The sequence below is a fragment of the Pseudomonas sp. 22526 genome, assembly GCF_052044735.1.
In the GTDB taxonomy this organism is placed as follows: domain Bacteria; phylum Pseudomonadota; class Gammaproteobacteria; order Pseudomonadales; family Pseudomonadaceae; genus Aquipseudomonas; species Aquipseudomonas piscium.
On sequence record NZ_JBQENK010000007.1, the window covers coordinates 137,099 to 161,802 of the forward strand.

19 protein-coding genes and 2 pseudogenes are annotated in these 24,704 nt (G+C 61.9%); 10 read left to right on the forward strand and 11 right to left on the reverse strand.

Annotated features, from left to right (window positions below):
• Nucleotides 1-22 precede the first annotated feature (22 nt).
• Nucleotides 23-505, reverse strand: a complete 483-nt coding sequence (locus tag ACTJKT_RS12730; protein WP_440787330.1) for a cupin domain-containing protein — start codon at nucleotides 503-505, stop codon at nucleotides 23-25.
• Between the two features lie 408 nt (nucleotides 506-913).
• Here ACTJKT_RS12730 and ACTJKT_RS12735 point away from each other — a divergent pair, with 408 nt between their 5' ends.
• Nucleotides 914-3,040: a TonB-dependent receptor family protein gene (locus tag ACTJKT_RS12735; protein ID WP_440787331.1), complete on the forward strand. Its 2,127-nt coding sequence runs from the start codon at nucleotides 914-916 to the stop codon at nucleotides 3,038-3,040.
• A 70-nt stretch (nucleotides 3,041-3,110) separates the two neighbouring features.
• Here ACTJKT_RS12735 and ACTJKT_RS12740 read toward each other — a convergent pair whose 3' ends face one another.
• Nucleotides 3,111-3,272, reverse strand: a complete 162-nt coding sequence (locus ACTJKT_RS12740) for a DUF2986 domain-containing protein (RefSeq protein WP_440787332.1) — start codon at nucleotides 3,270-3,272, stop codon at nucleotides 3,111-3,113.
• A 238-nt stretch (nucleotides 3,273-3,510) separates the two neighbouring features.
• Nucleotides 3,511-4,590: a DUF3616 domain-containing protein gene (locus tag ACTJKT_RS12745; protein ID WP_440787333.1), complete on the reverse strand. Its 1,080-nt coding sequence runs from the start codon at nucleotides 4,588-4,590 to the stop codon at nucleotides 3,511-3,513.
• 133 nt (nucleotides 4,591-4,723) lie between these two features.
• On the opposite strand from ACTJKT_RS12745, the pseudogene ACTJKT_RS12750 reads away from it, so the two are divergent.
• Nucleotides 4,724-4,822, forward strand: a pseudogene (locus ACTJKT_RS12750) (adenylate kinase); the annotation flags it as partial.
• 57 nt (nucleotides 4,823-4,879) lie between these two features.
• On the opposite strand, the gene ACTJKT_RS12755 reads toward ACTJKT_RS12750, so the two are convergent.
• A complete protein-coding gene (locus tag ACTJKT_RS12755; RefSeq protein WP_440787334.1) occupies nucleotides 4,880-5,776 on the reverse strand; it encodes a LysR family transcriptional regulator in 897 nt (298 codons plus the stop codon).
• Between the two features lie 183 nt (nucleotides 5,777-5,959).
• On the opposite strand from ACTJKT_RS12755, the gene ACTJKT_RS12760 reads away from it, so the two are divergent.
• From ACTJKT_RS12760 to ACTJKT_RS12770, 3 genes are all read left to right on the forward strand, one after another.
• On the forward strand, nucleotides 5,960-6,949 hold the full coding sequence (locus ACTJKT_RS12760) for a zinc-dependent alcohol dehydrogenase family protein (RefSeq protein WP_440787335.1): 990 nt from the start codon (nucleotides 5,960-5,962) through the stop codon (nucleotides 6,947-6,949).
• 278 nt (nucleotides 6,950-7,227) lie between these two features.
• The gene (locus tag ACTJKT_RS12765) at nucleotides 7,228-8,685 is read left to right on the forward strand and encodes a DUF3300 domain-containing protein (RefSeq protein ID WP_440787336.1); all 1,458 of its coding nucleotides are present in this window, start codon (nucleotides 7,228-7,230) and stop codon (nucleotides 8,683-8,685) included.
• Nucleotides 8,686-8,711: 26 nt separating this feature from the next.
• Nucleotides 8,712-9,602 (forward strand): DUF2950 domain-containing protein, encoded by an 891-nt coding sequence (locus ACTJKT_RS12770; RefSeq protein WP_440787337.1) that lies wholly within the window; start codon nucleotides 8,712-8,714, stop codon nucleotides 9,600-9,602.
• Between the two features lie 184 nt (nucleotides 9,603-9,786).
• Here ACTJKT_RS12770 and ACTJKT_RS12775 read toward each other — a convergent pair whose 3' ends face one another.
• Nucleotides 9,787-11,916, reverse strand: a complete 2,130-nt coding sequence (locus tag ACTJKT_RS12775; protein ID WP_440787338.1) for a hypothetical protein — start codon at nucleotides 11,914-11,916, stop codon at nucleotides 9,787-9,789.
• 142 nt (nucleotides 11,917-12,058) lie between these two features.
• Nucleotides 12,059-12,457, reverse strand: a pseudogene (locus tag ACTJKT_RS12780) (transposase); the annotation flags it as partial.
• 456 nt (nucleotides 12,458-12,913) lie between these two features.
• On the opposite strand from ACTJKT_RS12780, the gene ACTJKT_RS12785 reads away from it, so the two are divergent.
• The 5 genes from ACTJKT_RS12785 (at nucleotide 12,914) to ACTJKT_RS12805 (ending at nucleotide 17,816) form a co-directional block, all read left to right on the forward strand.
• Nucleotides 12,914-13,669, forward strand: coding sequence for a hypothetical protein (locus ACTJKT_RS12785; protein WP_440787339.1), 756 nt, complete (start codon nucleotides 12,914-12,916; stop codon nucleotides 13,667-13,669).
• Complete coding sequence (locus ACTJKT_RS12790) at nucleotides 13,669-14,577, forward strand: hypothetical protein (RefSeq protein ID WP_440787340.1); 909 nt, start codon at nucleotides 13,669-13,671, stop codon at nucleotides 14,575-14,577. Before ACTJKT_RS12785 ends, ACTJKT_RS12790 begins: the two co-directional genes overlap by 1 nt.
• Before the next feature lie 336 nt (nucleotides 14,578-14,913).
• Nucleotides 14,914-15,957: an alpha/beta fold hydrolase gene (locus ACTJKT_RS12795; protein ID WP_440787341.1), complete on the forward strand. Its 1,044-nt coding sequence runs from the start codon at nucleotides 14,914-14,916 to the stop codon at nucleotides 15,955-15,957.
• Nucleotides 15,958-16,065: 108 nt separating this feature from the next.
• Complete coding sequence (locus ACTJKT_RS12800) at nucleotides 16,066-17,115, forward strand: phospholipase D-like domain-containing protein (RefSeq protein ID WP_440787342.1); 1,050 nt, start codon at nucleotides 16,066-16,068, stop codon at nucleotides 17,113-17,115.
• Complete coding sequence (locus tag ACTJKT_RS12805) at nucleotides 17,025-17,816, forward strand: phospholipase D-like domain-containing protein (protein ID WP_440787343.1); 792 nt, start codon at nucleotides 17,025-17,027, stop codon at nucleotides 17,814-17,816. Before ACTJKT_RS12800 ends, ACTJKT_RS12805 begins: the two co-directional genes overlap by 91 nt.
• Nucleotides 17,817-17,882: 66 nt before the next feature.
• On the opposite strand, the gene ACTJKT_RS12810 is transcribed toward ACTJKT_RS12805, so the two are convergent.
• The 5 genes from ACTJKT_RS12810 to ACTJKT_RS12830 form a co-directional block, all read right to left on the reverse strand.
• Nucleotides 17,883-18,335, reverse strand: a complete 453-nt coding sequence (locus tag ACTJKT_RS12810; protein WP_440787344.1) for a hypothetical protein — start codon at nucleotides 18,333-18,335, stop codon at nucleotides 17,883-17,885.
• Nucleotides 18,336-18,425: 90 nt separating this feature from the next.
• Entirely contained in the window at nucleotides 18,426-18,782 is a 357-nt protein-coding gene (locus ACTJKT_RS12815) for a copper-binding protein (RefSeq protein WP_440787345.1), read from the reverse strand.
• A complete protein-coding gene (locus ACTJKT_RS12820; RefSeq protein ID WP_440787346.1) occupies nucleotides 18,779-21,934 on the reverse strand; it encodes an efflux RND transporter permease subunit in 3,156 nt (1,051 codons plus the stop codon). Before ACTJKT_RS12820 ends, ACTJKT_RS12815 begins: the two co-directional genes overlap by 4 nt.
• Nucleotides 21,931-23,403, reverse strand: a complete 1,473-nt coding sequence (locus ACTJKT_RS12825) for an efflux RND transporter periplasmic adaptor subunit (RefSeq protein ID WP_440787347.1) — start codon at nucleotides 23,401-23,403, stop codon at nucleotides 21,931-21,933. The genes ACTJKT_RS12820 and ACTJKT_RS12825 overlap by 4 nt, the downstream gene beginning before the upstream one ends.
• Nucleotides 23,400-24,656 (reverse strand): TolC family protein, encoded by a 1,257-nt coding sequence (locus tag ACTJKT_RS12830; RefSeq protein ID WP_440787348.1) that lies wholly within the window; start codon nucleotides 24,654-24,656, stop codon nucleotides 23,400-23,402. The genes ACTJKT_RS12825 and ACTJKT_RS12830 overlap by 4 nt, the downstream gene beginning before the upstream one ends.
• Between the last annotated feature and the right edge of the window lie 48 nt (nucleotides 24,657-24,704).

Sequence of the window (24,704 nt, forward strand, 5' to 3'; positions counted from 1 at the left end):
TGATGTTTATTCCAGCCATTGCCTATTTTTTGCTGTTCCTGGGATCGTCCGCCGGGTTCAGATAGGTGATCCCCCAGGGCCCCGTGCCGTGGAGCTGGAGCACGGCTTCCTGTTTGCCGGTGGTGGCGTACATCGGCATACCGACGGGAATGATCAGGGTGTCCCCCGGGTGATAGGCCTTGGCCTTGGCCGCATCGAAGCTGTCGCCGGTGGCGAAGTAGAAGGTGCCCGAGATCACGGTGACACGCTCGGTCACAGGGTGGGTATGCACCCCGACTTTCGTGTTGGCCGGCAGCATCAGGCGCATCGTGAAGGGCTCTGGTTTTTTCAGGTCGCCTTCGATCACCGAAATCATCACCCCGGGCCCTACCGAGGGCGCGGGTGTCCATTTCAGTTCGGCCGGGGTGGCGGCAATCAACCCTGTGCCCTCGGCCAGAGCGGCAGAGGCCAGGAAGGCCGCGCTGAGCAAGGCCAGTGAAACAGCGACAGCTTTGTGGGCGCCCATCGTGATGTCCTCGCGTTTGAGAGCTCTGTGTAAATCGCAGCAGCGGACAACATAGCGTCAACGCAAAAGCACAGCGGCTGCGCGATCGAGTCATATAGGGTGACGATAGCCGAACGCCGATGTGCGGATATATCCATTGCGAACAGCCTTGATAGCGCAGGGGTATTGCCGCACAGGCAACCGTCGGCGAATCGCGTCCCCTCCGGAATCGAGCATCCGTTGCAGCTCGGCAAGGCCATCTTCCCAAGTGCCGCGTTGGCGCAACCTCGCAAACGGCCACCCTCGGTGCTGATAAAACCCGACGCCCGTCGACCTGGCATAAAGAACCCAAATTGCCATGTGTTTCCTTCGTTCTTTCATACGTCGCAGTTCTCACTGCCCGTTCCCCCCTGCCTGGAGTTCCCCCCGATGCCGTCGCCCCATCCCCTGCCCTCTGCCTTGCTGGGCCTGGCCCTTGTCTGTCCGGCCATGGCCGAAGCCCAGGGCCTGGAACTGGGGCAAGTGCTGATCGGCGCCGAGGAACGCAGCGGCGAAGATGCATCGATCGAGGAGGCCGAGGCGCGGCTGGCCCAGGTGCCCGGCGGCACCAACCTGGTCGACCTGCGCCGCCCGCTGCAGGGCCGGGTGGCCAGCAACCAGGATGTGCTGGCGTATCAGCCGGGGGTCTATGCCCAGTCCGCGGGCAACGAAGGGGTGAAGATCTCGATCCGCGGCTCGGGCATCAATCGCGCGCCGGGCGCCCATGCCTCGGGGCTGTACGCGATGCTCGACGGCCTGCCGCTGACCGGCCCGGGCGGCACGCCCTATGAGTTGCTGGAGCCGCTGTGGCTGGACCGTGTGGAAGTGCTGCGCGGCGCCAACGGCTTCGACCGCGGCGCCCTGGCCCTGGGTGGCGCCATCGACTACATCAGCCACACCGGCTACGACGCCCCAAAGTTGCAGGTGCGCTACGCCACCGGCAGCCAGGGTTATCAGCAGCGCCAGGTCAGCTCCGGGCAGGTGCTGGGCGACTTCGACTACTACCTGGCGCTGACCGACGCACGCTCCGATGGCTACCAGGACCACACGGCCAGCGAGAGCCAGGGGGTGATCGCCAACTTCGGCTATCGCTTCAACCCGAACCTGGAAACCCGCTTCTACATCCGCCACCGCCAGACCGACAACGACCTCGCCGGGCGGGTCACCAAGCGTTCCATCGAGCACGACCCACGGGCGGCCAACCCGGCCTACGTGACGCGCAACGACAGCCGCGACCAGCCAGGCAGCACCTTTATCGGCAACAAGACCACCTGGTACATCGACGACGATTCGAGCCTCCAGACCGGCCTGGTCTACCACGACTACCCCATGGACCTGCGCGAGGGCCCCAACCGCCTCAAGGTGGCCTACACCGACGTCAGCGGCACCTTCGACTACAAGCGCCGCGACACCCTCTGGGGCCTGGAAAGCCACAGCACCCTGGGCCTACGGGTGACCAAGCACCTGCCCAATTCAGGGGCCAGCGAACTGGTGCGTATTCCCAGCGGCAACACCGCGGGTTATGCGCCGGGCACCCATATGCGCAACTTCACCTACCAGGGTTCGGACAGCGTCCTGCATGTCGGCAATGACCTGGAGATCGCCGACGACCTGTGGCTGACCACCGGCCTGGCCGCCATCTACACCCGCCGCGAAAGCGCCGTGACCTACCCCGACGGCGGCGGCAAGACCAGCCTCGGCGACTGGGACTACGCACCGCGCCTGGGCCTGCGCTACCAGCTGACCCCCGACCTGCAACTGTTCGGCAACCTCAGCCGCTCGGTCGAGGCGCCACACCCCTGGTCGCTGATCTACAGCTCCAACCTTCGCTTCCCGGCCGGCAGCGGCGCCGCCACCGGCACCCAGCGCGACCCGATCAAGCTGCAAAACCAGACCGCCACCACCCTGGAACTCGGCGGCCGTGGCGACAGCGCCCTGGGCCAATGGAGCCTGGCCTGGTACTACGCCCAGGTGCGCCACGAGCTGCTCTCGGTGTTGCCGGATGCCAACGCCACCACGCCCTACGAGCTCAACGCCAGCCCCACGGTGCACCAGGGCGTGGAAGCCAGCCTGCAAAGCAACCTATGGTCAGGAAACGACGGCGGCCAGCTGAGCCTGCGTCAGAGCTACAGCTTCAGCGACTTCCACTACCGCGACGATGAGCGCTTCGGCGACAACCGCCTGCCGGGCCTGCCGATGCACTACTACCAGGGCGAACTGCGCTACGACTGGCCCCAGGGTTTCTTCGCTGCGCTCAACACGCAACTGGTGTCCAAGGTGGCGGTGGACTACGCCAACAGCTACTACGCCGATCCCTATGCGCTGTTCGGCGCCACCCTGGGCTACAACGCGCCCAAGGGTGACTGGCAGACCTGGCTCGACCTGCGCAACCTGACCGACCAGCGCTACGCCGCCACCGTCACTCCGGGATATGACGACAAGGGAATGGACGCGGCGCGATCCACGCCGGGGGAAGGCATGGCGATGTATGTCGGGGTGTCGTGGAGTCTGCGTTAAGGGCCAGCAGTGGACACGCGATCCCGCGCGTCTACCAGCATGAAGCCCTGCAGAAAAGGAGCAATATCGATCAGCTCTCAGGGGAAATGATTGGCTCGGGGCTGGCTTCAGCAGCCAGCTTCAATCGGTCGGCCTTGCTGATGTACTTGGGCTTGCTGCGCGGGGCCAGCTTGGCACTGGCCTTTTTCGCGTGAGCCTTCAATAGCTGGTTTATTTTTTTACGACGATTCATGTTTTTCTGCTCGGCCGGTAAGTGTTCGAATGATATCAGCTAAGGGTATCGGGCCAGACTCCCATGGTGCGCACTGAGTGCATGACCTTGGAGTCCCTGGGCTCCCATCAGCAATAACTTTTTGTAAGTGCTATTCGAGATCACCTTGCGCCGGCCGACCAAACCGCCGGTGACAGCGCCCGCAACCATAAGCTGGCCTGGGTTGCCATTGAAGTGCCCGATCAGGCCAGATGCGCGGCTACTTCAGGATAAACAGGTCCCCTTCCACACTCAGATCGCCCTGTTTACGACGCGGCGCGACAGCGTCGTAAACGACTAGCAGACCTTCCCCAGCCTCCTCACCCACGTCAAACAGACACATACCCTCGGCATGATCGTCGCCTTGCCCGAAAGGCACCTCCAGAACCCTCTCCAATTGCTCCGCAAAGACCACAAGCTCCTCATCGGATGCGAAACCGCCACGCCAACGGAACACCGTTACCGGTCCGTCCAGGTCCATGGTCGGCCCCGCCAGAATCAACAGATCGTCGCCGCTGACGCACAGGTCTCGCACCCCCAGGCCATTGAGCGCGAAGAAGTGCTTGCGGTAGCGGCGCCCCTGCGGCCCGACCTTCTTGAGCACCAAGGTTTCGCTGGAGTCGTCATTGAGTTCAGGCTCGATCTCCAGCAGCACGGCCCAGCCGCGCAGGACCGGCCCACGCAACCCCAACAACAGCCGCGAGCCAATGACCGCTATCCCTTCGATATCGAAACCGTTGTCTTTACCCGGGATGGGCAGGAAGTCCCGTAACTGATCGTCTTTGGCAATTTCCCAGGTCAGGTCGTTGCCAAGCGCGTTGCCACGCAGCTGTGCCGCCGTACGTCCATCGGCATCCCTGGCGAGTCCATAGCTGTCGCCCTGCCGTACTACCGGAATGCGGGCCAACAAAAAGCGATTGCCGTCTGCCTCTACCGTCGATAGCCGCTTGATGTTCTTTTGCGCAGGCTTGTCGGGCTCGGCCTTCCTGCGCTTGAGGCTATGGGAGCCCACCACCCAGAGGTAACCATCGTCATAGGCCAACCCCTCGATATCGATCTCGGCGTCTGGCTCCGGTATGGGCAGGTCCAGGTACTCCATGAGCGAGAACGATTGGTGCTCAGCACAAATCACCGCACCGCCTGGTGCAGCGCCCTGGATTTTCAGACGCTCCAGGCTGGTGGCTTCGTCGTTGGCCACCCACAGTGTGTCGCCAATCCGCTGAGCGACCGAAAGGCCATCGCGCAACGCTGCAAACGCTGGGGCAAAGCTCAGTATCACTACATTGATTCGCTCGCTCATGAGCACTCTCCTCCTGCCAGACGGGGTGAAGCGAACACACTGTTGTCGAGGCTAGTGGCTAGCCAACGACAAGCAAGATTATTGTCTAGCACGTTTTTTCACAGGCGCTAGAGCGCTAGCGCATAACTTTAGAGAAGGCCTGGGCGCACGTGAAAAGGCGCGCTTTGGCGATCGCATCGCACCCGGTGGCGATATGCATGACATGCACGTGGTCTTTCGCCAATGGGCTTCGCTGTCGTGAAGGCTAGCTAGCGGCCAGAAGCGGACGTCGATGATCTGCCGCCCCCCGTCAGACTGGATGCCTCTGCCCAAGGGCTTCGCTAGCAAAATCCAGGAAGCTGCGCAGTTTGGGAGTCATGCGACGGTCGGGCGCGTAGAGCATATTCATCGCAGAGGCTGGAACAAGGTACTGCGGCAGCAGGCGCACCAAGGTTCCATCCCGTAGCGCGGCGCCCACCAACTCCATCGGCTGCAACACTATCCCGAGACCCGCCACGGCCGCCGCGAGTAGTGGATCACCCTGATTAATCGTCAATTTACTTGTAATGGGCACATCCACACGTCCCTCCGGACCGTCGAAGCTCCAGTGGGAACGACCGTCAGAGAACGAAAAGCCCAGGCACTCGTGCTGTTGCAGATCCCAAGGGCTGGTGATCGTCGGGCGGCGGGCCAGGTACAACGGCGCGGCACACAGGACCAGTTGGTAGGGCGCCAGCGGCAGCGCCTTCAAGCCGCTGCTCGCCAGTTCCCCAATGCGGAACACCACGTCGTAGCCGTCATCGACGATGTCCACCAGTTCGTTCGACAGCGTCAGGTCCACCGCAACCTGCGGGTACTTGACCATGTACTCCAGCAGACGCGGCGAGAGCGTGCGAACGCCAAAGGTGACCGGCGCATTGATTCGCAGGCGACCGCTTGGGGTGCCGCGCGTCTCCGCGGCGAGGCTCTCGGCCGCTTGCATGTCGGCCAGGATCATCTTCGCCCGTTGATAGAACGCACGGCCGAAATCGGTCAGGCTCTGGCGTCGCGTGGTCCGGTTCAACAGGGAAACACCCAGATGCTGTTCAAGCATCTTCACCTGCTTGCCTACCAGTTGAGGGGACAGGTTGAGGTCGTCCCCCGCGGCGCTGAACGAGCCCAACTCCACCGCTTTGACGAAAGTAGCCATCTGAGTCAGGCGATCCATTACAAACTCTTTGTTTCTAGTGTTGGGCCATCCTATGCCTTTATCCGCCTGCAACCAATGGCTAAATTTTCGCCCACACCCCGAATGCACGCCGGCTCGCCCGAATGCGCTTCGGAACAGCTCCTCACCCGTTTCCGGCTGGTCTCTCCGCGCCCAGCCCCCACCCAAGAAGAGGTATCCACGATGGCACGCATTGTCAGAATCCACCAATACGGTGACGCCGACGTCTTGAAGCTGGAAGAACTGGATGTGCCAGCACCGGCGGCCGACGAGGTGCAGATCGAGGTCAAGGCCATTGGCCTGAACCGAGCCGAAGTGATGTTCCGCAATCACGCCTACTTGCAGGAAGCCAGGTTCCCCAGCCGCCTGGGCTACGAGGCCGCAGGTGTCGTGGTGGCGACTGGTAGCGCAGTCAGCGGGATCAGGATTGGCGATGCAGTCGCGCTGATTCCGCCGCTGGATATCGCCCGCTGGGGAACCTACGGCGAGCTTGCCAATGTGCCGGCCCATCTGGCGGTCAAGAGCCCCGAGAACCTGTCGTTCGTCGAGGCTGCCGCAGCCTGGATGCAGTACGTCACCGCCTGGGGGGCGCTGATCGAACAGGCGAAATTGCGCCAAGGCGACTTCGTCCTGGTCACCGCCGCTTCAAGCAGCGTCGGCCTGGCCGCCTTCCAGGTGGCCCGTATGGTCGGTGCCACTGCCATCGCGATCACTCGAACCCGCGCGAAGGCACAGGCACTGCTCGATGCCGGGGCGGCCCATGTGATCGTCAGCGATGAAGAAGACATAGTCGAACGCGTCATGGCCCTGACTGATGGCCAAGGCGCCCGTGTGGTGCTCGACCCCGTGGGCGGACCATCCCTGGAGCCTCTCACCCAGAGCATGGCCCGAGGCGGCATCCTGCTGGAATATGGTGCACTCAGCCCCGAGCCGAGCCCGTTCCCGCTGTTTACCGTGCTGGGCAAGAGCCTGACCCTCAAAGGCTACCTCTACGCCGAAATCGTTGCCGACCCAGAAGCCCTGGCGCGGGCCAAGGCATTCATTCTGCAGGGACTGGAGTCTGGAGCGCTTCGCCCGATCGTCGCCAGGACCTTCACCCTGGACGAGATCCAGGAAGCCCACCGCTACCTCGAAGCCAATCAGCAGATCGGCAAGGTCGTGGTCACCGTCTGACCTGCACCAGGCTGGGCTGGACAGTGGGAATGCTTCCAGCCCTTTCTACTCGTAGGTATAGGTGCTCAGTTCGCCATAAATGGGTCGATAGAAAGAGTACAAAGCATCACTGACAATAATTTTCATCCACCCCGCCCTCAATAATTCAATCTCCAGGCTGCGGGAGGCTAAAACATGGGTGTCTGCTACCCTTTAGCGGAGTCATCGAGGTCGGCCGTTCTCACTCCCTGACATTGATCCAGTCCTCTCAAGCCTGCCTGACCACATGAGGTGGGGCGATGCGCATTTCATTACTTTACGCGGTGTCGGCTGCACTGGTTCTAAGTGGATTTTCTTGCCTGGCGCAGACCCAGAATGCGCCTGCAAAGGCTGCGGCTACAGCGCCCCTGACGGCACCGGCCAAAGATGCCGTGTTTACCCAAGAGCAGCTGGATCAGATGCTGGCTCCCATTGCGCTATACCCGGACCCACTGTTGGCCCAGGTATTGATGGCCAGCACCTACCCCGGGGAAATCGCCGAGGCAGTCACCTGGTCCAAAGCGCATCCGGACGCCAAGGGCGATGATGCGGTCAAACAAGTGTCGAACCAGACCTGGGACCCGAGCGTACAGGCGCTGGTTGCCTTCCCGCAGGTCCTGGCAACGCTGGGACAGGACCCGGTCTGGGTACAGCGCCTGGGCGATGCCTTTCTGGCGCAACCCGACGATGTCATGGACGGCGTGCAACGCTTGCGGCATCAGGCCAAAGCAGCAGGCAACCTGCAGAGCAACCAATATCAGAACGTGACGGTTCAGGCGGCGGCACCAGCACCAGCACCGGCGGCCCCTGCCCCTGCCCCTGCCAGCAGCTCCACCACCATCGTCATCGAGCCTGCCGACCCGCAAGTGGTCTACGTCCCCACCTACAATCCGACCACTACCTATGGCACCTGGGCCTACCCGGCTTCGCCGCCCGTCTACTATCCACCGCCCCCCGCCTATTACCCCGGCTCAGCCTTGATGGCCGGGCTGGCGTTCGGGACCGGCGTGGCGATCGTCGCCTCGCTGTGGGGCGACTGCGACTGGGACAACAACGACATCGACATCGACGTCGACCGCTACAACAACATCAATCGCAACACCCAGATCAACAGGAACCAGAACAAATGGCAACACAACTCCCTTCATCGCGATGGTGTTCCCTATAGAGACAGCAGGAGCCGTGAACACTACGGTCGACAACTGGACGGTGCCAATCAGCGTGGGGCCTTTCGAGGGGATGATGCCCAACGCGCCCAGGCGCGTGAAAAAGCCCGCAGTTCGATGGACAGGCACGGTATCGAACGACCGGCCACCACTAACCTCCAGGCCCGCGATCAAGCGCGCAGAGCGCAGGTCGATAATCGCATGCAAGCCGGGGCAGACAGACCGAGAGCCTCTGACAGGAACCAAGGCACTGGCGGAAACCTCCGGGAAAATCAGCAGCCCAGACAACAGAAGGCTCAGACGAATCAGCGCCGCCAGGAACTCTCCCAAACGCGCCAGGGAACGCAAACGCGCCCGACTGCCAGCCCCGGCAGTGCCCGCAATAACGCTTTTGCCGGCGCGCGCTCGCCGTCCCAGTCGAACGCCCAGGCCCTCCGTGGCCGAACCAGCCAGGCATCCGCCACGCGCCCCAGTGCTGCGCGATCCGCCGGCCATCAGATCAGCAGGCCGTCCAGTGCTCCCATGCGACAAAGAGGGGGGGGCCGGCGTTGAACAAACTTCCTCGAGTGAAAGCAATCATGGGCTCGCTCCCTCGCATCCTGATGATCAGCGCCAGCCTGGCATGGTCATGCACGGCTATGGCACAGCAGGCATTTCCAACCCCGGAACAGGCCGCTCAGGCGTTCGTCGAAGCCCTGGGTACACAACAGGCCGATCAGGCACGCCTGATCCAGCTGCTGGGTGAAGACTGGCGCAGTTTCATCCCGCGAGGTGGCGTCCAGCGCAGCGACGTGGATGCCTTTTTGCAGCTCTACCGCGAGCAACATTCCATCGAAAAAACCAGCGACCGCAAAGCTGTCCTGTCGGTCGGCAGTGACCACTGGACACTGCCGATACCCCTGGTAAAAGCCGAAAAAGGTTGGCGCTTCGACATCAAGGCCGGTAGCGCCGAAGTCCGTACGCGGCGCATCGGCAGCAACGAACTGGCCGCGGTGCAATCGGTGCTGACCTATCACGACGCCCAGATGGACTATGCATCAGTGGATCGTAACGGTGACGGCGCCCTCGAATATGCGCAGAAAATCTTCAGCACTCCCGGCAAGCACGACGGACTCTATTGGGCGGATGACGATAGCGGTCAACTCAGCCCCTTGGGGCCGCTGTTCGGCAATGCCATCGCCGACGAAGACTGGCATGGCTACCACTTCCGCATCCTCGCGGGACAAGGTCCCTCGGCACCGGGTGGCGCCTACAGCTACCTCATCGGTGACAAGATGAGCCGTGGCTTCGCCCTCATCGCCTGGCCGGCGAAATACGAGGACACCGGGGTGATGAGTTTCATGATCAGCCATGAGGGCCAAGTGTTCGAGAAAGACCTGGGACCCGAGGGTTATAAATTGGCGCAGTCGATGAAGCGGTTCGATCCCGATGACAGCTGGCAGGAGGTCACCCTGGATCAGAAGCCGTAACATTTGCCTTGCGTCAATCGTTCGTTAGCGGGTCGTAGAAGACATGTTTCGCCTCTTATTTCAACAGGCGGTAATTGGCCAATTGCAGCCTTTCGCAAATGTCCATCAATAGGACTCTTATCATTGCAAAGCACCGTCAAACGATTGTTGTTCGGTGCTATTGAGACGCGCAGACGATCCGCTATTAGTTAGGCATTGGGTCACGTGCCAGTAGACCGTAGATAAAAACGCAATCCCAGACCATTCCAACCTTCCAGCGATCCTCCACATCAGCGCGTTGCCATGCCCAATCTACATAGGCATCTCGCGCCGCATCCGGAGCAAGGCACTTGTTGTCGGCTAAACGCTCAACCCGCTTATCGGAGCCATGAAGCAAGTAAGCGAAGAACGGATTCTCTGGCTGACGGGCATTGAGAATCATAATAGTCTTCTCAATGCGCGGGTCAGTTTCACCCAGCGATCTCATGATCCAAGCGGTATTGGCAATCAGATGTAGGCGATAGCCTGCATTGGTCACAATCGACTGCCATAACATCTGTTCGTAATCAAACCCGTAGGACAGCTCAATCTCTGCCAGTTCTGGAGGAAGTTCGTTCTCCAATCCGTGCTTCTTGGCCAGCAGCTTCAGCGCGTACCAGTCATCCCCGCCTAGTAGGCAGGTGAAATTCGGATATCGGGTTGGACAAGACGAATAGCCAGTGAAGAACTGCACCGTAGCATCCGGCACCTGCGTAGGTTGGCTTCTGAGATAGTGGAGGAAGTCACGTAGGTGATCCTTTGCCTGATTCTGCGTCGCAGGGTCGTGACCAACCCTGGTGAAGTAATGCAGTACACCGCGTAGTTGATCGCCTGAGAATGAGGCATGGTCCTTAGTATCCACTTCATTCACACGCCTCGGCGAGCGCCAGAAGCGACCGTCTGCTGTACGCGCATCCTGTAGCAGACGGCAACCATCCTCCGAGCCCGAGCGACATAGCAGGCCACCAAAGATGCCCATGTCGCCGTCTTCCGGGGCCGCCTGCGTGCCACCAGATGGAAATTTGATGCCGTTGTGTTCAAGGCGGCGCGCTTGCCGAGCTTCAGCCTCATACCTGTCGAGCTTGGCTTTGACTTGAAGTTTGTCAATAGATCCTTCTGCTGCAGGAACCTTAGCAAGCATGGTCTGTTCGAACTCATTGAGTTCTGCCCGACGACGCCAGCCAATTGAAATGCACAGTCCCGGCTCTGCGCGCCAACTACAGTAAGAGCCCTGAACCAACGACTTCATCACCATGGCTGCCCACTCGGGATCTTGCTTTTTCCAACCCTCGAAAGTGTCATTGCTCTCGGAAAGGGGCTTGCCTAAACCGTCTGTAATTGCCTTACGAATGGCATCGCTGAGCTGCTGTGGGAGATTAGCCAATTGCCCTGCAAGGCTGCCTGTCTTGCAATCTGCTCGCGTCCCCACATCCTGGACAATGAGCCCATCCGGCGCAGACGCAGGAATGGCGAACGGAACCCATACAGAGCAGCGCGCCCCGACAGGGCCGGAAATATCTACGTCAACGAAATACTTCATAGTTGTACTGTCATTGACGTAGTCGGTGAAACCGCTGCTCATGATCTTGATCGAAAACCCAAGCGGCAGGCCACCATTGCTCTGGCGGATTGACTCGTCGATACCGAACTGCAGTGCTTTTAGAGGAACGCTCACGCGCGCGAAGGAGCGAGTATCACGCTCAAGACGAATGTCTGCTGGCAAACTTGGCACTGGGCTGGTGATATCGTGGCCACCCGGAATGGGCTGGCCGGGCAAAACACCCTCATCGGCGGGTCGAAGTTTGTAATCCATCGCACAGGTCACGTGCCCACGCTTTCCAATGCTGATGATGCCGCCTTTGCTTTTGACATAGGAAACCAAGCAGGCCCTTGAGGGCTCTTTGATACCCGGCACGAAATCCTGATAACTTTCAAAGCGTGGGGTGCAGCTGTGATCGTCTGCATCATGTACATGAACCACACGCGTGACAAAGGTCCCCTGCTCGAACAGTCGGCCTGTGGGCGCATTGATGCATTCTTCATTGGTTAGATCATGACGCTTACCGCTCTCGTTTACTGCAGCGGTTCGAATGGGTGTGCCGTTGAAGGTTTGTAGAGGCTCGGATGCGCTGAAGGCGTTATTAACGGCGGCGATCAGCATAATTCCCGCCAACTGATGCAATGGCGGCAAGTATCTTAAGGTTGGCCTCAAAAAGTGAGGAATGCGAAGAAAAATATGCAAGAAAAGCACTGTGCGCCCAACGCCGAACTGAAAGTGACGACGAAAGAACTCCATAGTGGATCCCTCCAGTGATAAGGCAGCGTATTGATGCGTACGTAACAAAGCTTTGGCACTGCTGATTGGTATAGCAGAGCGCCATCAAACTTACTCACTGCGAAGGTCTGTGTGCACTCAGTTTCCTGCACTCGCAGGGCAACAGGTCGAGTTGACGACAGCACGACGAACTGCCGGCAGACATTGCGGATGGCTTTACCATTTTCACGGTGGTAGTCGGGGATAGTTTTGAAGCTTGGCGCGAGTTGTCCGGTGAGCCACATCACTTTGAAGCTGCGCTAACGTTCACGCCCCAAGCATCGGCTGAACAGGATGCGGCTGAGGCAACCGTAGATGTAGATATTCAGCAATATCGTGGGGGGGTAGGACGGCTGTCCGGTTACCCTGGCGCCACCCCATCCAGTTCCAGGGGCGGCAGGTCGAGTTGCTCGATGAAGGTTTCGACCACGTGGGTCAGGTTGTCCTCGGCGACGAAATCCTCCTAGCACTCGGGCAGCAATCTGACCTGCATCCGGCTTGTCTCCTCGATGAATCGCTCCATACGCCGCCCCTGCTGACGTTGCTTCAGCAATTCCAGGCGAGACCGGCGTTTTCACACAGCCAGGGCCGGTTGAATCCACAGCTGAAAGAGGACTCTCGAGAAAGTTCATATTGGCAATCGTTAGGGTTACCTGGCGTCACCGTGAACTAGGGCAGCACGGCGGGCGAGGATGGGAAAAATGGGGCAACCCGTACGCCAATCCATGCCATTCAATGCTGCGTTTGTGCATGCAGCGGTAATATGCGCTGAACCTCTGTAAACATATGGGGATGGGGCTTAACGACCGAAATACTCCAGCACAATCGGGGTATGGTCAGCAGGTGAGGTTGTCACCGGTTGAGTCCACAACCCAAAGCGGACATTCGGCAGAGCTAGAGCCGTCACCTAATATCAAATTGACATCCTTCTTTCGGCAGCTAGCATCTATGCAGGATCGATCAAGCCAGGAGGCATGTTATGGATCGGCGCCACACGATGGCTGTAGCTATCATTCTCGCAAGTGCTTTGCTCAGTGCATGCAACACCGAAGAGGAACTGCTCAAACAGAAGCTCAGGGTGGTTGAGGCAGAAGAACGTGCACTCAAAGGCATACAGCAAACCCTGCAGAACATACAAGGGCTTGAAGGCCCAGGCTCTGTCAGCATTTTCTTATCCGAGGACCTACTCAACTCCGTGCTGGCCGGCGCTGACAATCTTGTCATCCCAGTGCCAGGCGTAGAGGGGGCAACAGTCAAAGTCCTTTCGATGAGGACCGATTTTCGGGTGGGCCTCCCCCTGGTGAATGTAGAGGCCGTCGCCTCCAAGAAGGGACTTAATGCGTCGCTTGAATTGATAGGCGTCGCACAGATCGAAACCCAAGTGGTGGAAGGCTCCCCACAGCAGCTCAAACTGCGCATGCACCTAGATAGCCTGGTGCCGCGGGCACAGTGGAACATCTTCGACTTCAAGGTTGGCGGGTTCGTTCGGGACCTTATGCAGGTCAAGATCACGGAGGAATTGAAGAAAATCGGGGAGATCAATATTCCGGTTGAAACTGAAATTCCCCTTAATATCCCTGCCAAGCAGTCTCCAGTTGAATTCCAAGGTGTGAAGGGCTATGTGGCCACGCCCGCAATGTCTATTATCGGAAAAGCGGCGGTAACGCGGGTGCTCACGCTTCCAGACGGGCTCCACATATACGGAAAGGTCACTGCCAAAGGGAGGGGCATCTGATGAAACGGCTACTCACTTTTCTCATGGTCTCGAGCGCAACAACCTATCTTCAGGCTGCTCTCCCTGAAGACATCGCAGCAAAAGAAGCGGCGGTAGCAGAGTTGCGTAAGGCTGTTGAGCCGTTGATTCAACCCCTTTTGGTCAAAAACACAGATGTCCGGGTGTTCACGTCGCTGAGCCCTCTGGCCGATGCAGTAGCGGAGCTATCCAGTCAGCCGGAGGAGCAGCGGACAATTCGGATGCAATCAACCGAACGAAAAGGAACATTCTGGTCGAGTGGTTCCTGGTGCCATAGTTACGTCCAGCTCGACCACTCGGATAGCATGCGGGCAACAGCTGTTCTGAGCGAGATGAAGGGTTCCATAGCCCCGGATGGGAGTTTGCTCCTTTCCAACAGAGCGACTGTGGACGGGAAAGTACAAGTCAAGTTTCAGTTCATGGGCAAAAGGGTCCCCGGGCCATTAGGGATCGGCAACGTCTGTCCGCCTGGCGGAGGTGTGGGCAGCTCGATAGGAGTGAACTTTGACAAGGTTGTAGACCTTGGCCTTGCTGTAGCCTTCAAACAAGCGCCTGACGGTCGATCGCTTTCCTACACAGCTGCTTTCACGCGGCCAGATTCGATCAGCGTTACAGCCCAAATCGGACTGGGTCCGATAGGGACAATCGGGCATCCGATGTCTTTCGACCTACCCAAGACGCCCATTGCCTCTGGAGTCTTCCCTTTGCTGATCACCAATGAAGGTACGTTTAAGCTGCCTGGAGGGGCTGGCGAGCGGGCCTACATTTTTGCATTGAACCCTGTGGCCTTCTCCTCTACTCAGCAAGGAATCCAGGCCAGCTGGAAAAGTGCTGTCCAGTTCAAGGCATCGGCCAATGCCAGCGCAAATCAACTATCTCACGGTCAATAGCGGCGATGGTAATGGGCGAGGCGTACGCGTACTGGTTCGTCCGCCTCCCTGGGGACGTTGTATGCGTTCAGGCATCTACTCAAGTGGCCAATGACTGCTTCAGTCGAAATCGGTCGTTCGTGAGCGGCAGCAATCGACCAGAAACAGTCATCCACTGTTTCTGCCCAGCCACTGTGTATCGCAGTGTATCTACACAACCTCCCGCTACATAAGCTTGCATCCGGCCCAAGATTCGGACACAGGCCAGATACGTCGCTGCCTTCAAATGCACTCCAGGTTGAAGGGGATCAGCCCGATCCCCCGCCCCCACGGCTTGCATTCAATGGAGAGATCAGCATGAAGATGACACTGCGTAACCACAGAACCGGCGCGTCGATCCTGGCCCTCACCCTGTTCGGCGTCCTCGGCGCAGCCCACGCACAAACGGCCACAGCGGCACAGCCGGAGACGAGCAATGCCGGCGCCACCTACGCGGCGCCCTCTCCTTTCGGCCCGTTGAAGCATGTCGATGCCGGGCTGCTGAATGTGGCCTACGCCGAAACCGGCCCCGCCGATGGGCCGGTGGTGATTCTGCTGCACGGCTGGCCGTACGACATTCACAGCTATGACGAGGTCGCGCCCCTGCTGGCCGCCAAGGGTTATCGGGTGCTGATGCCCTATGCGCGGGGCTATGGGGATACCCGTTTCCTGTCGGCGAAAACCCTGCGTAACGGCCAGCCGGCCGCGCTGGCCAGCGACGTCATCGACTTCATGGATGCGCTGAAGATCAAGCAGGCGGTGCTCGGCGGTTATGACTGGGGCGCGCGTTCGGCGGATATCGTCTCGGCACTGTGGCCGGAGCGGGTCAAGGCGCTGGTGTCGGTCAGCGGCTACCTGATCGGCAACCAGGCCGCCGGGCAGAACCCGCTGCCGCCCAAGGCGGAATTGCAGTGGTGGTACCAGTTCTATTTCGCCACTGATCGCGGTCGTGCCGGCTATGAGAAAAACACCCATGATTTCGCCAAGCTGATCTGGCAACTGGCCTCGCCGCAATGGAAGTTCGACGACAGCACCTTCGAGCGCAGCGCCAAGGCCCTGGACAACCCCGACCATGTCGACATCACAGTGTTCAACTACCGCTGGCGCCTGGGGCTGGTTCAAGGCGAGAGCCGCTACGCCGCCCTGGAGCAGAAACTGGCCAAGGCGCCTGCCATCAGTGTGCCAACCATCACCCTCGAAGGCGATGCCAACGGCGCGCCGCACCCGAACCCTGAGGACTACGCCAAACGCTTCACCGGCAAATACCAGTTCCGCCTGATCAGCGGCGGCATCGGCCACAACCTGCCGCAGGAAGACCCGCGGGCGTTCGCCCAGGCGGTGATCGATGCGGATCGTCTTTGACCAGGGCTCCGATGCCAGCCCCCGCCATGAGGGGGCTGGCGTTTTGCTCTAGGCTACAGAAAGCTGGATACCCTCTCGACCTGCATGCCATAGCAAGGAGCGCTGCTCATGTCCGATTTCCAGAACGCCAGGACTATCGATGGTTTCACCATGAAACTGTGGCGCGGCGAACGCATGTGCCTGATCGGTTTCGACGTCGAGAGTCCTCCCGCGGACCTGGTGGGCTTTGCCATCGAATGCAGGTTTCCCGGCACCGACGAGTTCAAGCCCCTGCCCAACCGCATCGCCTTTGCCTACGACCAGCCCACCCACAGCGTGGTCGATGGCCAGCGCAAGTATTCCTCGCTGGAAGCGCCCTTCCAGAAGTTTCGCTGGGTCCACGTTCCCCATGAGGTCGACCAAGGCGCCTTCACCTACCGTGGCCGGATGATGCACATGGCCAACGACGGCCAGCTGGTGCCCGGTACGGCCATCGAGCTGGCGATCGACCTCGACCCCATCAGCTATGAAGGCATCCTCGACATTGGTTTCACCCGGGGCTTCACTTCCTCCCAGGCCTTTCGCGACCGGGTGCCCGCGGGCGTCAAGGTCAATGACTACGGCAAGAGCCTGATTCCATCGAAAACCAAGGACGGGCTCGACCACCCGAAGACCGAGACAGCCATGTACCAGTGGCTCGGCTTCGAGGCGGTGTCGATGATTTTCGCGGTGCTGGATGAAGTGCTGCAGCAGCCGGACACCAGCCTCGATGTCTTCGCCTACGACCTCAACGAACCGGAGATCCTCGCCAAGCTGGAAGCCCTCGGCGACCGTCTGCGCATCATCATCGATGACGCCGGCGACCACGCCGCCGCCGACAGCTGCGAGACCCGGGCCGCCAGGCGCCTGGTGGCCTCGGCCGGCGCAGAGCGGGTGCGACGCAGCCATTTCGATGGCCTGCAACACCACAAGGTGCTGATCGCCCGGCGCAACGGCAAGCCCTACCAGGTGCTGTGCGGCTCCACCAACTTCAGCTTCCGCGGCTGCTATTGCAGAACAACAATGCGCTGCTGTTCAAGCACCCCGAGGTGGCGGAGCTGTTCGGCCGGGTCTTCGAGGCCGGCTTCAACGATCCGAAAAACTTCGAGGCCAGCGACCTGGCGCAGAAATGGCACGTGATCGAAACCAGCACCGCGACCGCGCCAGGCCCACGCCTGCATTTCTGTTTCTCGCCGCATGACCACAGCGAGCTGTCGCTCAGCCCGATCGGCGGCGCGATCGACCAGGCGAGCCGCTCGGTGCTGTTCAACATCGCCTTCCTCAACCAGATCACCAGCGGCCCCCTGTACGAGTCGATCAGCCGCCTCTACAAGCGCCCGGTGTTCAACTATGGCGTGACCGACAAGGCCTCGGGCATGGATGTGATCAAGCCCGATGGCACCTCGGCCGAGGTGGATTTCGCCTACCTGGCCAAGTACGCGCCGGAGCCTTTTCGCAGCGAGTGGTCGGGCGGCACCGGTATTTCCGTGCACAACAAATTTGTCGTCACCGACTTCAACCTGCCGAGCGCCAAGGTTTTCACCGGTTCCTCGAACCTGTCTATTTCGGGGGAAGAAAAAAACGGCGATCACCTGATCCTGATCGAGGACCAGAAAATCGCCGTGGTCTATGCCATCCAGGCCCTGCTGATATTCGACCACCTGCATTTTCGCAGCCTGATGCAGAAGGCCTTCACGGGCGCTGATGAGACCCAGGGGAAGCAGCCACCGCCACTGTTGCTGAAAAAACCCACGGCGATCTCGGGCCAGCCTGCCTGGTTCGAGGCTTACTACGCCGAAGGCTCGCAGAAACAGGGCGACCGACAGTTGTTCTCTCACTAAGGAGGCGAACTGTCGAAAGCCGCCAGGCGCCAGCAAGGCCTCATGCCCGGCTGGCGCCTGTGCGGGTCAAACCGAGAAGATCATGCAGCCGATCGCACCGGCCTCGTGGTAGATGGCGTGGCCGCTGTTCTCCACCGTGAAACCGTGCAACGTGCGCTTGGCCACGTCGCTATAGGCCAGGGAAACCACCCAGCGGGCCTCGACCGGCTCGGTGTATTTGGCGATTTTCTCGATGTCCTTGCAGGTTTCCGTCAACAGTTTGTTGCCGGCGTTGGTGGCGCTCTCGACTTTCACCTCGATGGCATAGCTCTCGACGCCCTGTTGGGCGAGTAGGTCGAGGTGCAAGGCCTGGTTCGGCGGCGGATAGGGTATTTCGCGAGCGGTCGACAGATGCGCTGCACGCAGCAGCAGAAGAAACTCGACCTGGAACCAGACTTCCCAGGCCGCGCCGGTACTGATGGCGGCTTCGATGCGCGAGTGGTCACTGAGGATGATGTGGCTGAGTTCGGTGTTTTTCATCGGGCGTTCCCTCTAATGGATGGTAGAGAGAGGAACGAACCGCCGGCGCCGTTGTGAATAATCAGCGCGAGGNATGCCGGCCTCGCGGTTTTATTTCTTGATGGAAAGGATAGTGGCCGCACCGCCTTCCAGGCGGAACGCGAAGGTCACCTGGTCGCCAACCGCCAGCCCTGCCAACTGCTCTGCGGTCGCGGCAAAGGCCATGGTCATCGGCGGCCATTGCACCGAGGGAACGGCACCGTGAGCGATGGTCACTTTGTGCTTGGCGGTATCGATGGCCTTGATCCTGCCCTCGGCAGTGGCCTGTTGAGCCTGTTGGGTTTCCTGCTTCATCGGCATGCCATTCATGTTCATGTCGTCCATTTTCATGCCGGGCATCTCCTGCGCGTGGGCGGCAAGGGACAGCGCGGCTAGGGCGCCAGCAACAACGATCCGGATCGGTTTCATGGGTTTTTTCCTTGAGTGTTGGAGGCAAGGGGAAGGTGCCGGCGACGCATCAGGCGATAGGCCGCCGGTATCACGAACAGGGACAACAGGGGCGCGGTGAGCATGCCGCCGACCATGGGCGCGGCGATGCGGCTCATCACTTCGCTGCCGGTGCCGCTGTCCAGCAGGATCGGCAGCAGGCCAGCGATGATCACCGCCACGGTCATGGCCTTGGGGCGCACGCGCTGCACCGCGCCTTCACGAATCGCCGCCAGCAGCCCGCGCTCGCTGCCCTCACCGGACTCCTGGCGTTCGGCCCAGGCGTTCTTCAGGTACAGCAGCATGATCACGCCGAATTCGGCGGACACCCCGGCCAGGGCGATAAAACCGACGCCGGTGGCCACCGACAGGTTGAACCCCAGCCAGTAGAGGAACCACACCCCGCCCGTCAGGGCGAACGGCAGCGTGGCCATGATCAGCAGAGCCTCGTCGAAGCGGGCGAAGGTCAGGTACAGCAGCACGAAGATGATCAGCAAGGTGGCCGGCACCAGCCAGGTGAGCCGGGCGTTGGCCCGTTCGAGGAACTCGAACTGCCCGGAGTAGCTCAGGCTCATGCCCGGCTGCAAGCGCACCTGCTCGCTGACCGCGCGGCGCAGGTCGGCGACCACCGAGGCGATATCCCGCCCGCGCACATCGACATACACCCAGCCCGAAGGCCGGGCGTTTTCGCTCTTGAGCATCGGCGGACCATCGCTGACCTTGACCCTGGCTACAGTACCGAGGGTGATCTGGCTGCCCAACGGGGTGTAGATCGGCAGCTGCTCCAGGCCCCCCAGCGAGTCCCGCCAATCCCGGGGGTAGCGCAGGCTGATCGGGAAGCGGGCCAGGCCTTCGATGGTCTCGCCGATGTTTTCCCCGCCGATGGCGCCACTGACGATCGACTGCACGTCGGCGATATTCAGGCCGTAGCGCGCGGCCGCCTGGCGGTCGATGTCCACGTCGATGTAGCGGCCACCGGTCAGGCGTTCGGCCAGCGCCGAACTGACCCCGGGCACCTCCCTGGCCACCCGCTCGACGGCCTGGGTCACCGCATCGATCTGCCGCAGATCGCTGCCGGCCACCTTGACCCCGATCGGGCTCTTGATGCCGGTGGCGAGCATGTCCACGCGGTTGCGGATCGGCGGAATCCAGATGTTGGTCAACCCCGGCACCCGCACCACCCGGTCCAGCTCGGCCACCAGTTTTTCCGCGGTCATGCCGGGGCGCCACTGTTCATGGGGCTTGAAGCGGATGGTGGTTTCGAACATCTCCAGGGGCGCCGGGTCGGTGGCGGTTTCCGCGCGGCCGGCCTTGCCGAACACATGCTCGACCTCAGGCACGCTCTTGATCAGCCGGTCGGTCTGTTGCAGCAGTTGCGCCGCCTTCTGCGCCGACAGCCCCGGCAGCGCCGAAGGCATGTACAGCAGGTCGCCTTCGTCCAGCGGCGGCAGGAACTCGCCGCCCAGGCGCGAGATCGGCCACAGCGCACTGAGAAACACCAGCAAGGCCACCAGCAAGGTCGCCCTGGGCCTTTGCAGTACCGCGTCCAGGGCCGGTTGATAGAGGCGGATCAGCCAACGGTTCAACGGGTTCTGCTGCTCGTTGGGAATCCGCCCGCGAATCCAGTAGCCCATCAACACCGGCACCAGGGTCACCGCCAGCCCCGCCGCCGCGGCCATGGCATAGGTCTTGGTGAACGCCAGCGGACCGAACAGCCGCCCTTCCTGGGCCTCCAGGGTGAACACCGGGATAAACGACAGGGTGATGATCAGCAGGCAGAAGAACAGCGCCGGCCCGACCTCGGTCGCCGCCTCGGTGATCACCTGCCAGCGCTGTTCGCCTTGCAGGCTGTGCCCGGGATGGGCCTGGTGCCAGGCCTCGAGTTTCTTGTGGGCGTTCTCGATCATCACCACCGCCGCGTCGACCATGGCCCCGATCGCGATGGCGATGCCGCCCAGGGACATGATGTTGGCGTTGAGCCCCTGCTGGCGCATCACCACAAAGGCGATCAACACGCCGATCGGCAAGGAGATGATCGCCACCAGGGAGGAACGCAGGTGCCAGAGAAAGATCCCGCACACCAGGGCGACGACGATGAACTCCTCCAGCAGCTTGTGGCCGAGGTTGTTCACCGCGCGGTCGATCAGCTGGCTGCGGTCGTAGGTGGTGACGATTTCCACGCCGGCCGGCAGGCTGTGTTTCAGCTCTTCGAGGCGGGTCTTCACCGCGGCGATGGTTTCCCGGGCGTTCTTGCCGCTGCGCAGAATCACCACGCCGCCGACCGCCTCGCCCTCGCCGTCGAGCTCGCCGATGCCGCGGCGCATTTCCGGGCCGAGCTGGACAGTCGCAACCTCGCCCAGGGTCACCGGCACCCCTCCCGCCCCTAGCTTGAGCGGGATCGCACGAAAGTCAGCGAGGCTCTTCAGGTAGCCGGAAGCCCGCACCATGAACTCCGTCTCCGCCATCTCCAATACCGCGCCACCGGTTTCCTGGTTGGCCTTGCCGATCGCAGCGCCGACCTCGGCCTGGGTGATGCCGAGGCTGGCGAGCTTCAGCGGATCGAGCAGCACCTGGTACTGCTTGACCATGCCGCCCACCGTGGCGACTTCCGCTACATTGGGCAGGGTCTTGAGCTCGAACTTGAGGAACCAGTCCTGCAGGGCGCGCAGTTGCGCCAGGTCATGCCCGCCACTGCGGTCCACCAGGGCGTACTGGAAAATCCAGCCGACCCCGGTGGCATCCGGCCCCAGCGCCGGCTTGGCGCTGGCCGGCAAGCGGCTCTGCACCTGGCTCAGGTACTCCAGCACCCGCGAGCGGGCCCAGTACAGGTCGGTGCCGTCTTCGAACAGCACGTAGACAAAGCTGTCGCCGAAGAACGAATAGCCGCGCACGGTCTTGGCCCCAGGCACCGAGAGCATGGTGGTGGCCAGCGGATAGGTCACCTGGTTCTCGACGATCTGCGGCGCCTGCCCCGCATAGGGCGTGCGGATGATCACCTGCACATCCGACAAGTCCGGCAGCGCATCGACCGGCGTGCTCTGCACCGACCAGACACCCCAGGCGCTGACGAACAGGGTCGCCAGCAACACCAGAAAACGGTTGGCCACCGACCAACGAATCACGGCCGCGATCATGGCTGGCTCCCCGCTTTATCCAGGCGTTGGACCCGCAGCTCATTGCCGCTCTGGCTCAGCGTCACCCGTACCTTGTCGCCCACCTTGAGGCCCTGCATCAGGCCGGGATTGGCCAGAGGAAAGGTCATGGTCATGGCCGGCATGCCCAGGGTCTTGAAGGGACCATGGGCCAGCGTGACTTCCTGGCTGTCGATGGCCAGGATCTGCCCTTCGGCTTCATGCAGGACGGCTGCGGGTGCCGCCAACGAAGCGGCGACTATGCCCTTGAGGCTGGCTTCCGAATCCAGCAAGAACTGCCCGGAAGCCACCACCTGCTGCCCCTCCTCCAGGCCTTTGAAGATCGCCGTCTGGCCAGCGTTGTCCGGCCCTGTCTGCACCTCCACCGGGCGGTAGCGCCCCGCGTCTTCGGCGAGCATCACTAGGGTCCGGCGGCCGGTGCGAATCACCGCCTCGCTGGGCACCCACAACAGAGATTGCTGGGTCGAATGCTTGAGGCTGACCTGGGCACTCATGCCCGGCCGCAGTCGGCCTTGCGGGTTAGGCAACTCGACCCGCACCCGCAGCGTGCGGCTATCGGCATTGGCTTCGGGAAGGATCGCGTCGACCTTGCCCGCGAAGACCTCTCCCGGAAACGCCGGCAAACGAGCCTCGGCCACCTGCCCCGCGACCAGCGAGCCGGCCTGCGATTCCGGAACCGCCACGGCCAGCCAGACGCTGTTCAAGCCGTTGACCCGGGCCAGGGTCTCGCCGGCGGCCACAGTCATGCCCTGGCGGACATTCAGCTCTTGCAGCACACCGCCGATGGGGCTGGTCAGGGTCAGGTTCGGCTGGACCTTGCCACTGCGCTCGACCTGGGCGATCAAGGCCGCCGGCATCCCGCTGAGGCGCAGTCGCTGGCGTGCGGCCGCCAGCAGAGCAGCATCGCCACTGGCCTTGAGGGCGAGGAATTCCTCCTGGGCCGCCGCCCATTCTGGCACCAGGATATCCGCCAGGGCCGCATTGGCCTTGAGCAGATCCCCGGGAGCGCGGGCATACACCCGTTCGACAAAACCTGCGGTGCGCGGCTGAACCACCGCCACCTCGCGCTCATTGAACGCCAGCACCCCGACGGCATCGACGCTGCTGGCCAACACCCCGCGCGTGACGCTGGCCAGGCGCAGGCCGAGGTTCTGGGTCAGGCTCGGGTCGATGCGCACTGCCGCGTTCTCCCCCTGTGCTCCCTCGCCCTCGGCGTAACGTGGAACCAGCTGCATATCCATAAAGGGCGACTTGCCCGGCTTGTCGAACTTCTGCTGCGGGTACATCGGGTCGTACCAATACAGCGCCTTGGGTTCGGCCGCGGCTCCCTGTCCGACGGCGGCAGCGGGTACTTCACTGAGGCGCGGTCGGGCCAGCCAATAACCGGCCGCGATACCTACGGCAATCGAGACGCCGACCACCGCAGCGACTTTCCATATCGATGCATTCATTGCGCAGTCTCCCCATAGGCGAAATACAGCCGAGCGTTGGTCAGGGCGCGCTGCTCCTCGACGTCGATCTGCTTGAGGCGGGCTTCGATCAGTTCGCGGCGGGCGGCGACCACCGCCGCCAGGTCGCCCTTGCCGGCGCGATAACTGGCCAGGCTCAGCTCGACCTTTTCCCGGGCCAGCGGCACCAGGCTTTGCTGGTTACGGCGCACCGCGCGATCCAGGCGCTCGTAGTCGGCCAACTGCGCTTCCAGCTGCTGGGCGTGCTCCCGGGACAGGGCTTCGCGCTCGGCTTCCAGCTGGCTCAGCTCGGCCTGCCGGGCGGCGATTTTGGGGTTCTGCCGCGAGCCGGGAAACAGCGGCAAGTCCCAGGAGAACTGCACGCTGACCATGTCGCCGAACTCACGGCCTCGGCGCTGGTAGTCCAGCTCCCAGCTCCAGTCCGACTGCTTGTCGGCCTCGGCCTCATGCACCCTGGCTTGCGCCTCGCGGGTCATGGGCGCGAACGCCGCCAGTTCGGGGTGGTGTTGCAGCTGGTGGGAGTAGCCTGCGCTGTCCACCGGCCACTCGGGCAGGCGCCCCTCGGGCCGGTCGTTGGCGGCGGCGCCGATCCAGCGCTTGAGCGCGGCCCGGGCCTGGGCCCGCTGGCTGATCAGCTCGTCCTCGCGCTCGGCCAGCTGTGCCTCTTCCTGGCGGGGTGTCACCGCATCCGCCGGCAGCGCCCGGCCGCCGGCGATCTGCGCGCGCACGGTGTCGCCCAGCAGGCGGTTTTCCTTGTAGAAGTCCTGGAGCAGCGCCGTCTTGCGCTCCACCGAATAGCTGCCGATCCAGGCCAGGGCCGTGGCCTGGCGCACGTTCAGCAACTCCACCCGACGCTCGGCGGCGGCCCGCTCCACCGCCCCGGCGGCGACCTCGACGCGGGCCTTGCGCTTGTCGCTGTTGGGCATTTCCTGGCGGATCCCGACCATCTGCATGGTCATGAAGTCCTGGTCGAGGCGCCAGCGATCCGGGCCGCCAATGGGGTAGTTCTGCACCCCCAGCAACAACTTGGGGTCGGGCAGTTCGCCGGCGGGGATGGCCGCGCTGCTGGCGGCCTGGATTTTCGCGTCTTGGGCGCTCAGCGACGGCGCGTTGTTCTCGGCCAGCCGCAACGCCTCATCGAGGGTCAAGGCGCCAGCGAGGCTCGGCCAGACCAGCACGCCTGCCGCCAGGCCGGCCACGAGGGACCAGCCGGTGCAATAGCACTTGGGGTTCATGTTGACGATTCCTGTGATGAATCCCTGCGCGACTCTTCAGACATGCGC

What these genes read in the sequence shown, in the direction of transcription:
- ACTJKT_RS12830 (WP_440787348.1), bottom strand. Translation starts at nt 24,656, where the DNA reads ATGAACCCCAAGTGCTATTGCACCGGCTGGTCCCTCGTGGCCGGCCTG.
- ACTJKT_RS12785 (WP_440787339.1), top strand. Translation starts at nt 12,914, where the DNA reads ATGGATCGGCGCCACACGATGGCTGTAGCTATCATTCTCGCAAGTGCT.
- ACTJKT_RS12815 (WP_440787345.1), bottom strand. Translation starts at nt 18,782, where the DNA reads ATGAAACCGATCCGGATCGTTGTTGCTGGCGCCCTAGCCGCGCTGTCC.
- ACTJKT_RS12825 (WP_440787347.1), bottom strand. Translation starts at nt 23,403, where the DNA reads ATGAATGCATCGATATGGAAAGTCGCTGCGGTGGTCGGCGTCTCGATT.
- ACTJKT_RS12790 (WP_440787340.1), top strand. Translation starts at nt 13,669, where the DNA reads ATGAAACGGCTACTCACTTTTCTCATGGTCTCGAGCGCAACAACCTAT.
- ACTJKT_RS12810 (WP_440787344.1), bottom strand. Translation starts at nt 18,335, where the DNA reads ATGAAAAACACCGAACTCAGCCACATCATCCTCAGTGACCACTCGCGC.
- ACTJKT_RS12755 (WP_440787334.1), bottom strand. Translation starts at nt 5,776, where the DNA reads ATGGATCGCCTGACTCAGATGGCTACTTTCGTCAAAGCGGTGGAGTTG.
- ACTJKT_RS12760 (WP_440787335.1), top strand. Translation starts at nt 5,960, where the DNA reads ATGGCACGCATTGTCAGAATCCACCAATACGGTGACGCCGACGTCTTG.
- ACTJKT_RS12770 (WP_440787337.1), top strand. Translation starts at nt 8,712, where the DNA reads ATGGGCTCGCTCCCTCGCATCCTGATGATCAGCGCCAGCCTGGCATGG.
- ACTJKT_RS12795 (WP_440787341.1), top strand. Translation starts at nt 14,914, where the DNA reads ATGAAGATGACACTGCGTAACCACAGAACCGGCGCGTCGATCCTGGCC.
- ACTJKT_RS12800 (WP_440787342.1), top strand. Translation starts at nt 16,066, where the DNA reads ATGTCCGATTTCCAGAACGCCAGGACTATCGATGGTTTCACCATGAAA.
- ACTJKT_RS12765 (WP_440787336.1), top strand. Translation starts at nt 7,228, where the DNA reads ATGCGCATTTCATTACTTTACGCGGTGTCGGCTGCACTGGTTCTAAGT.
- ACTJKT_RS12735 (WP_440787331.1), top strand. Translation starts at nt 914, where the DNA reads ATGCCGTCGCCCCATCCCCTGCCCTCTGCCTTGCTGGGCCTGGCCCTT.
- ACTJKT_RS12745 (WP_440787333.1), bottom strand. Translation starts at nt 4,590, where the DNA reads ATGAGCGAGCGAATCAATGTAGTGATACTGAGCTTTGCCCCAGCGTTT.
- ACTJKT_RS12820 (WP_440787346.1), bottom strand. Translation starts at nt 21,934, where the DNA reads ATGATCGCGGCCGTGATTCGTTGGTCGGTGGCCAACCGTTTTCTGGTG.
- ACTJKT_RS12730 (WP_440787330.1), bottom strand. Translation starts at nt 505, where the DNA reads ATGGGCGCCCACAAAGCTGTCGCTGTTTCACTGGCCTTGCTCAGCGCG.
- ACTJKT_RS12740 (WP_440787332.1), bottom strand. Translation starts at nt 3,272, where the DNA reads ATGAATCGTCGTAAAAAAATAAACCAGCTATTGAAGGCTCACGCGAAA.
- ACTJKT_RS12775 (WP_440787338.1), bottom strand. Translation starts at nt 11,916, where the DNA reads ATGGAGTTCTTTCGTCGTCACTTTCAGTTCGGCGTTGGGCGCACAGTG.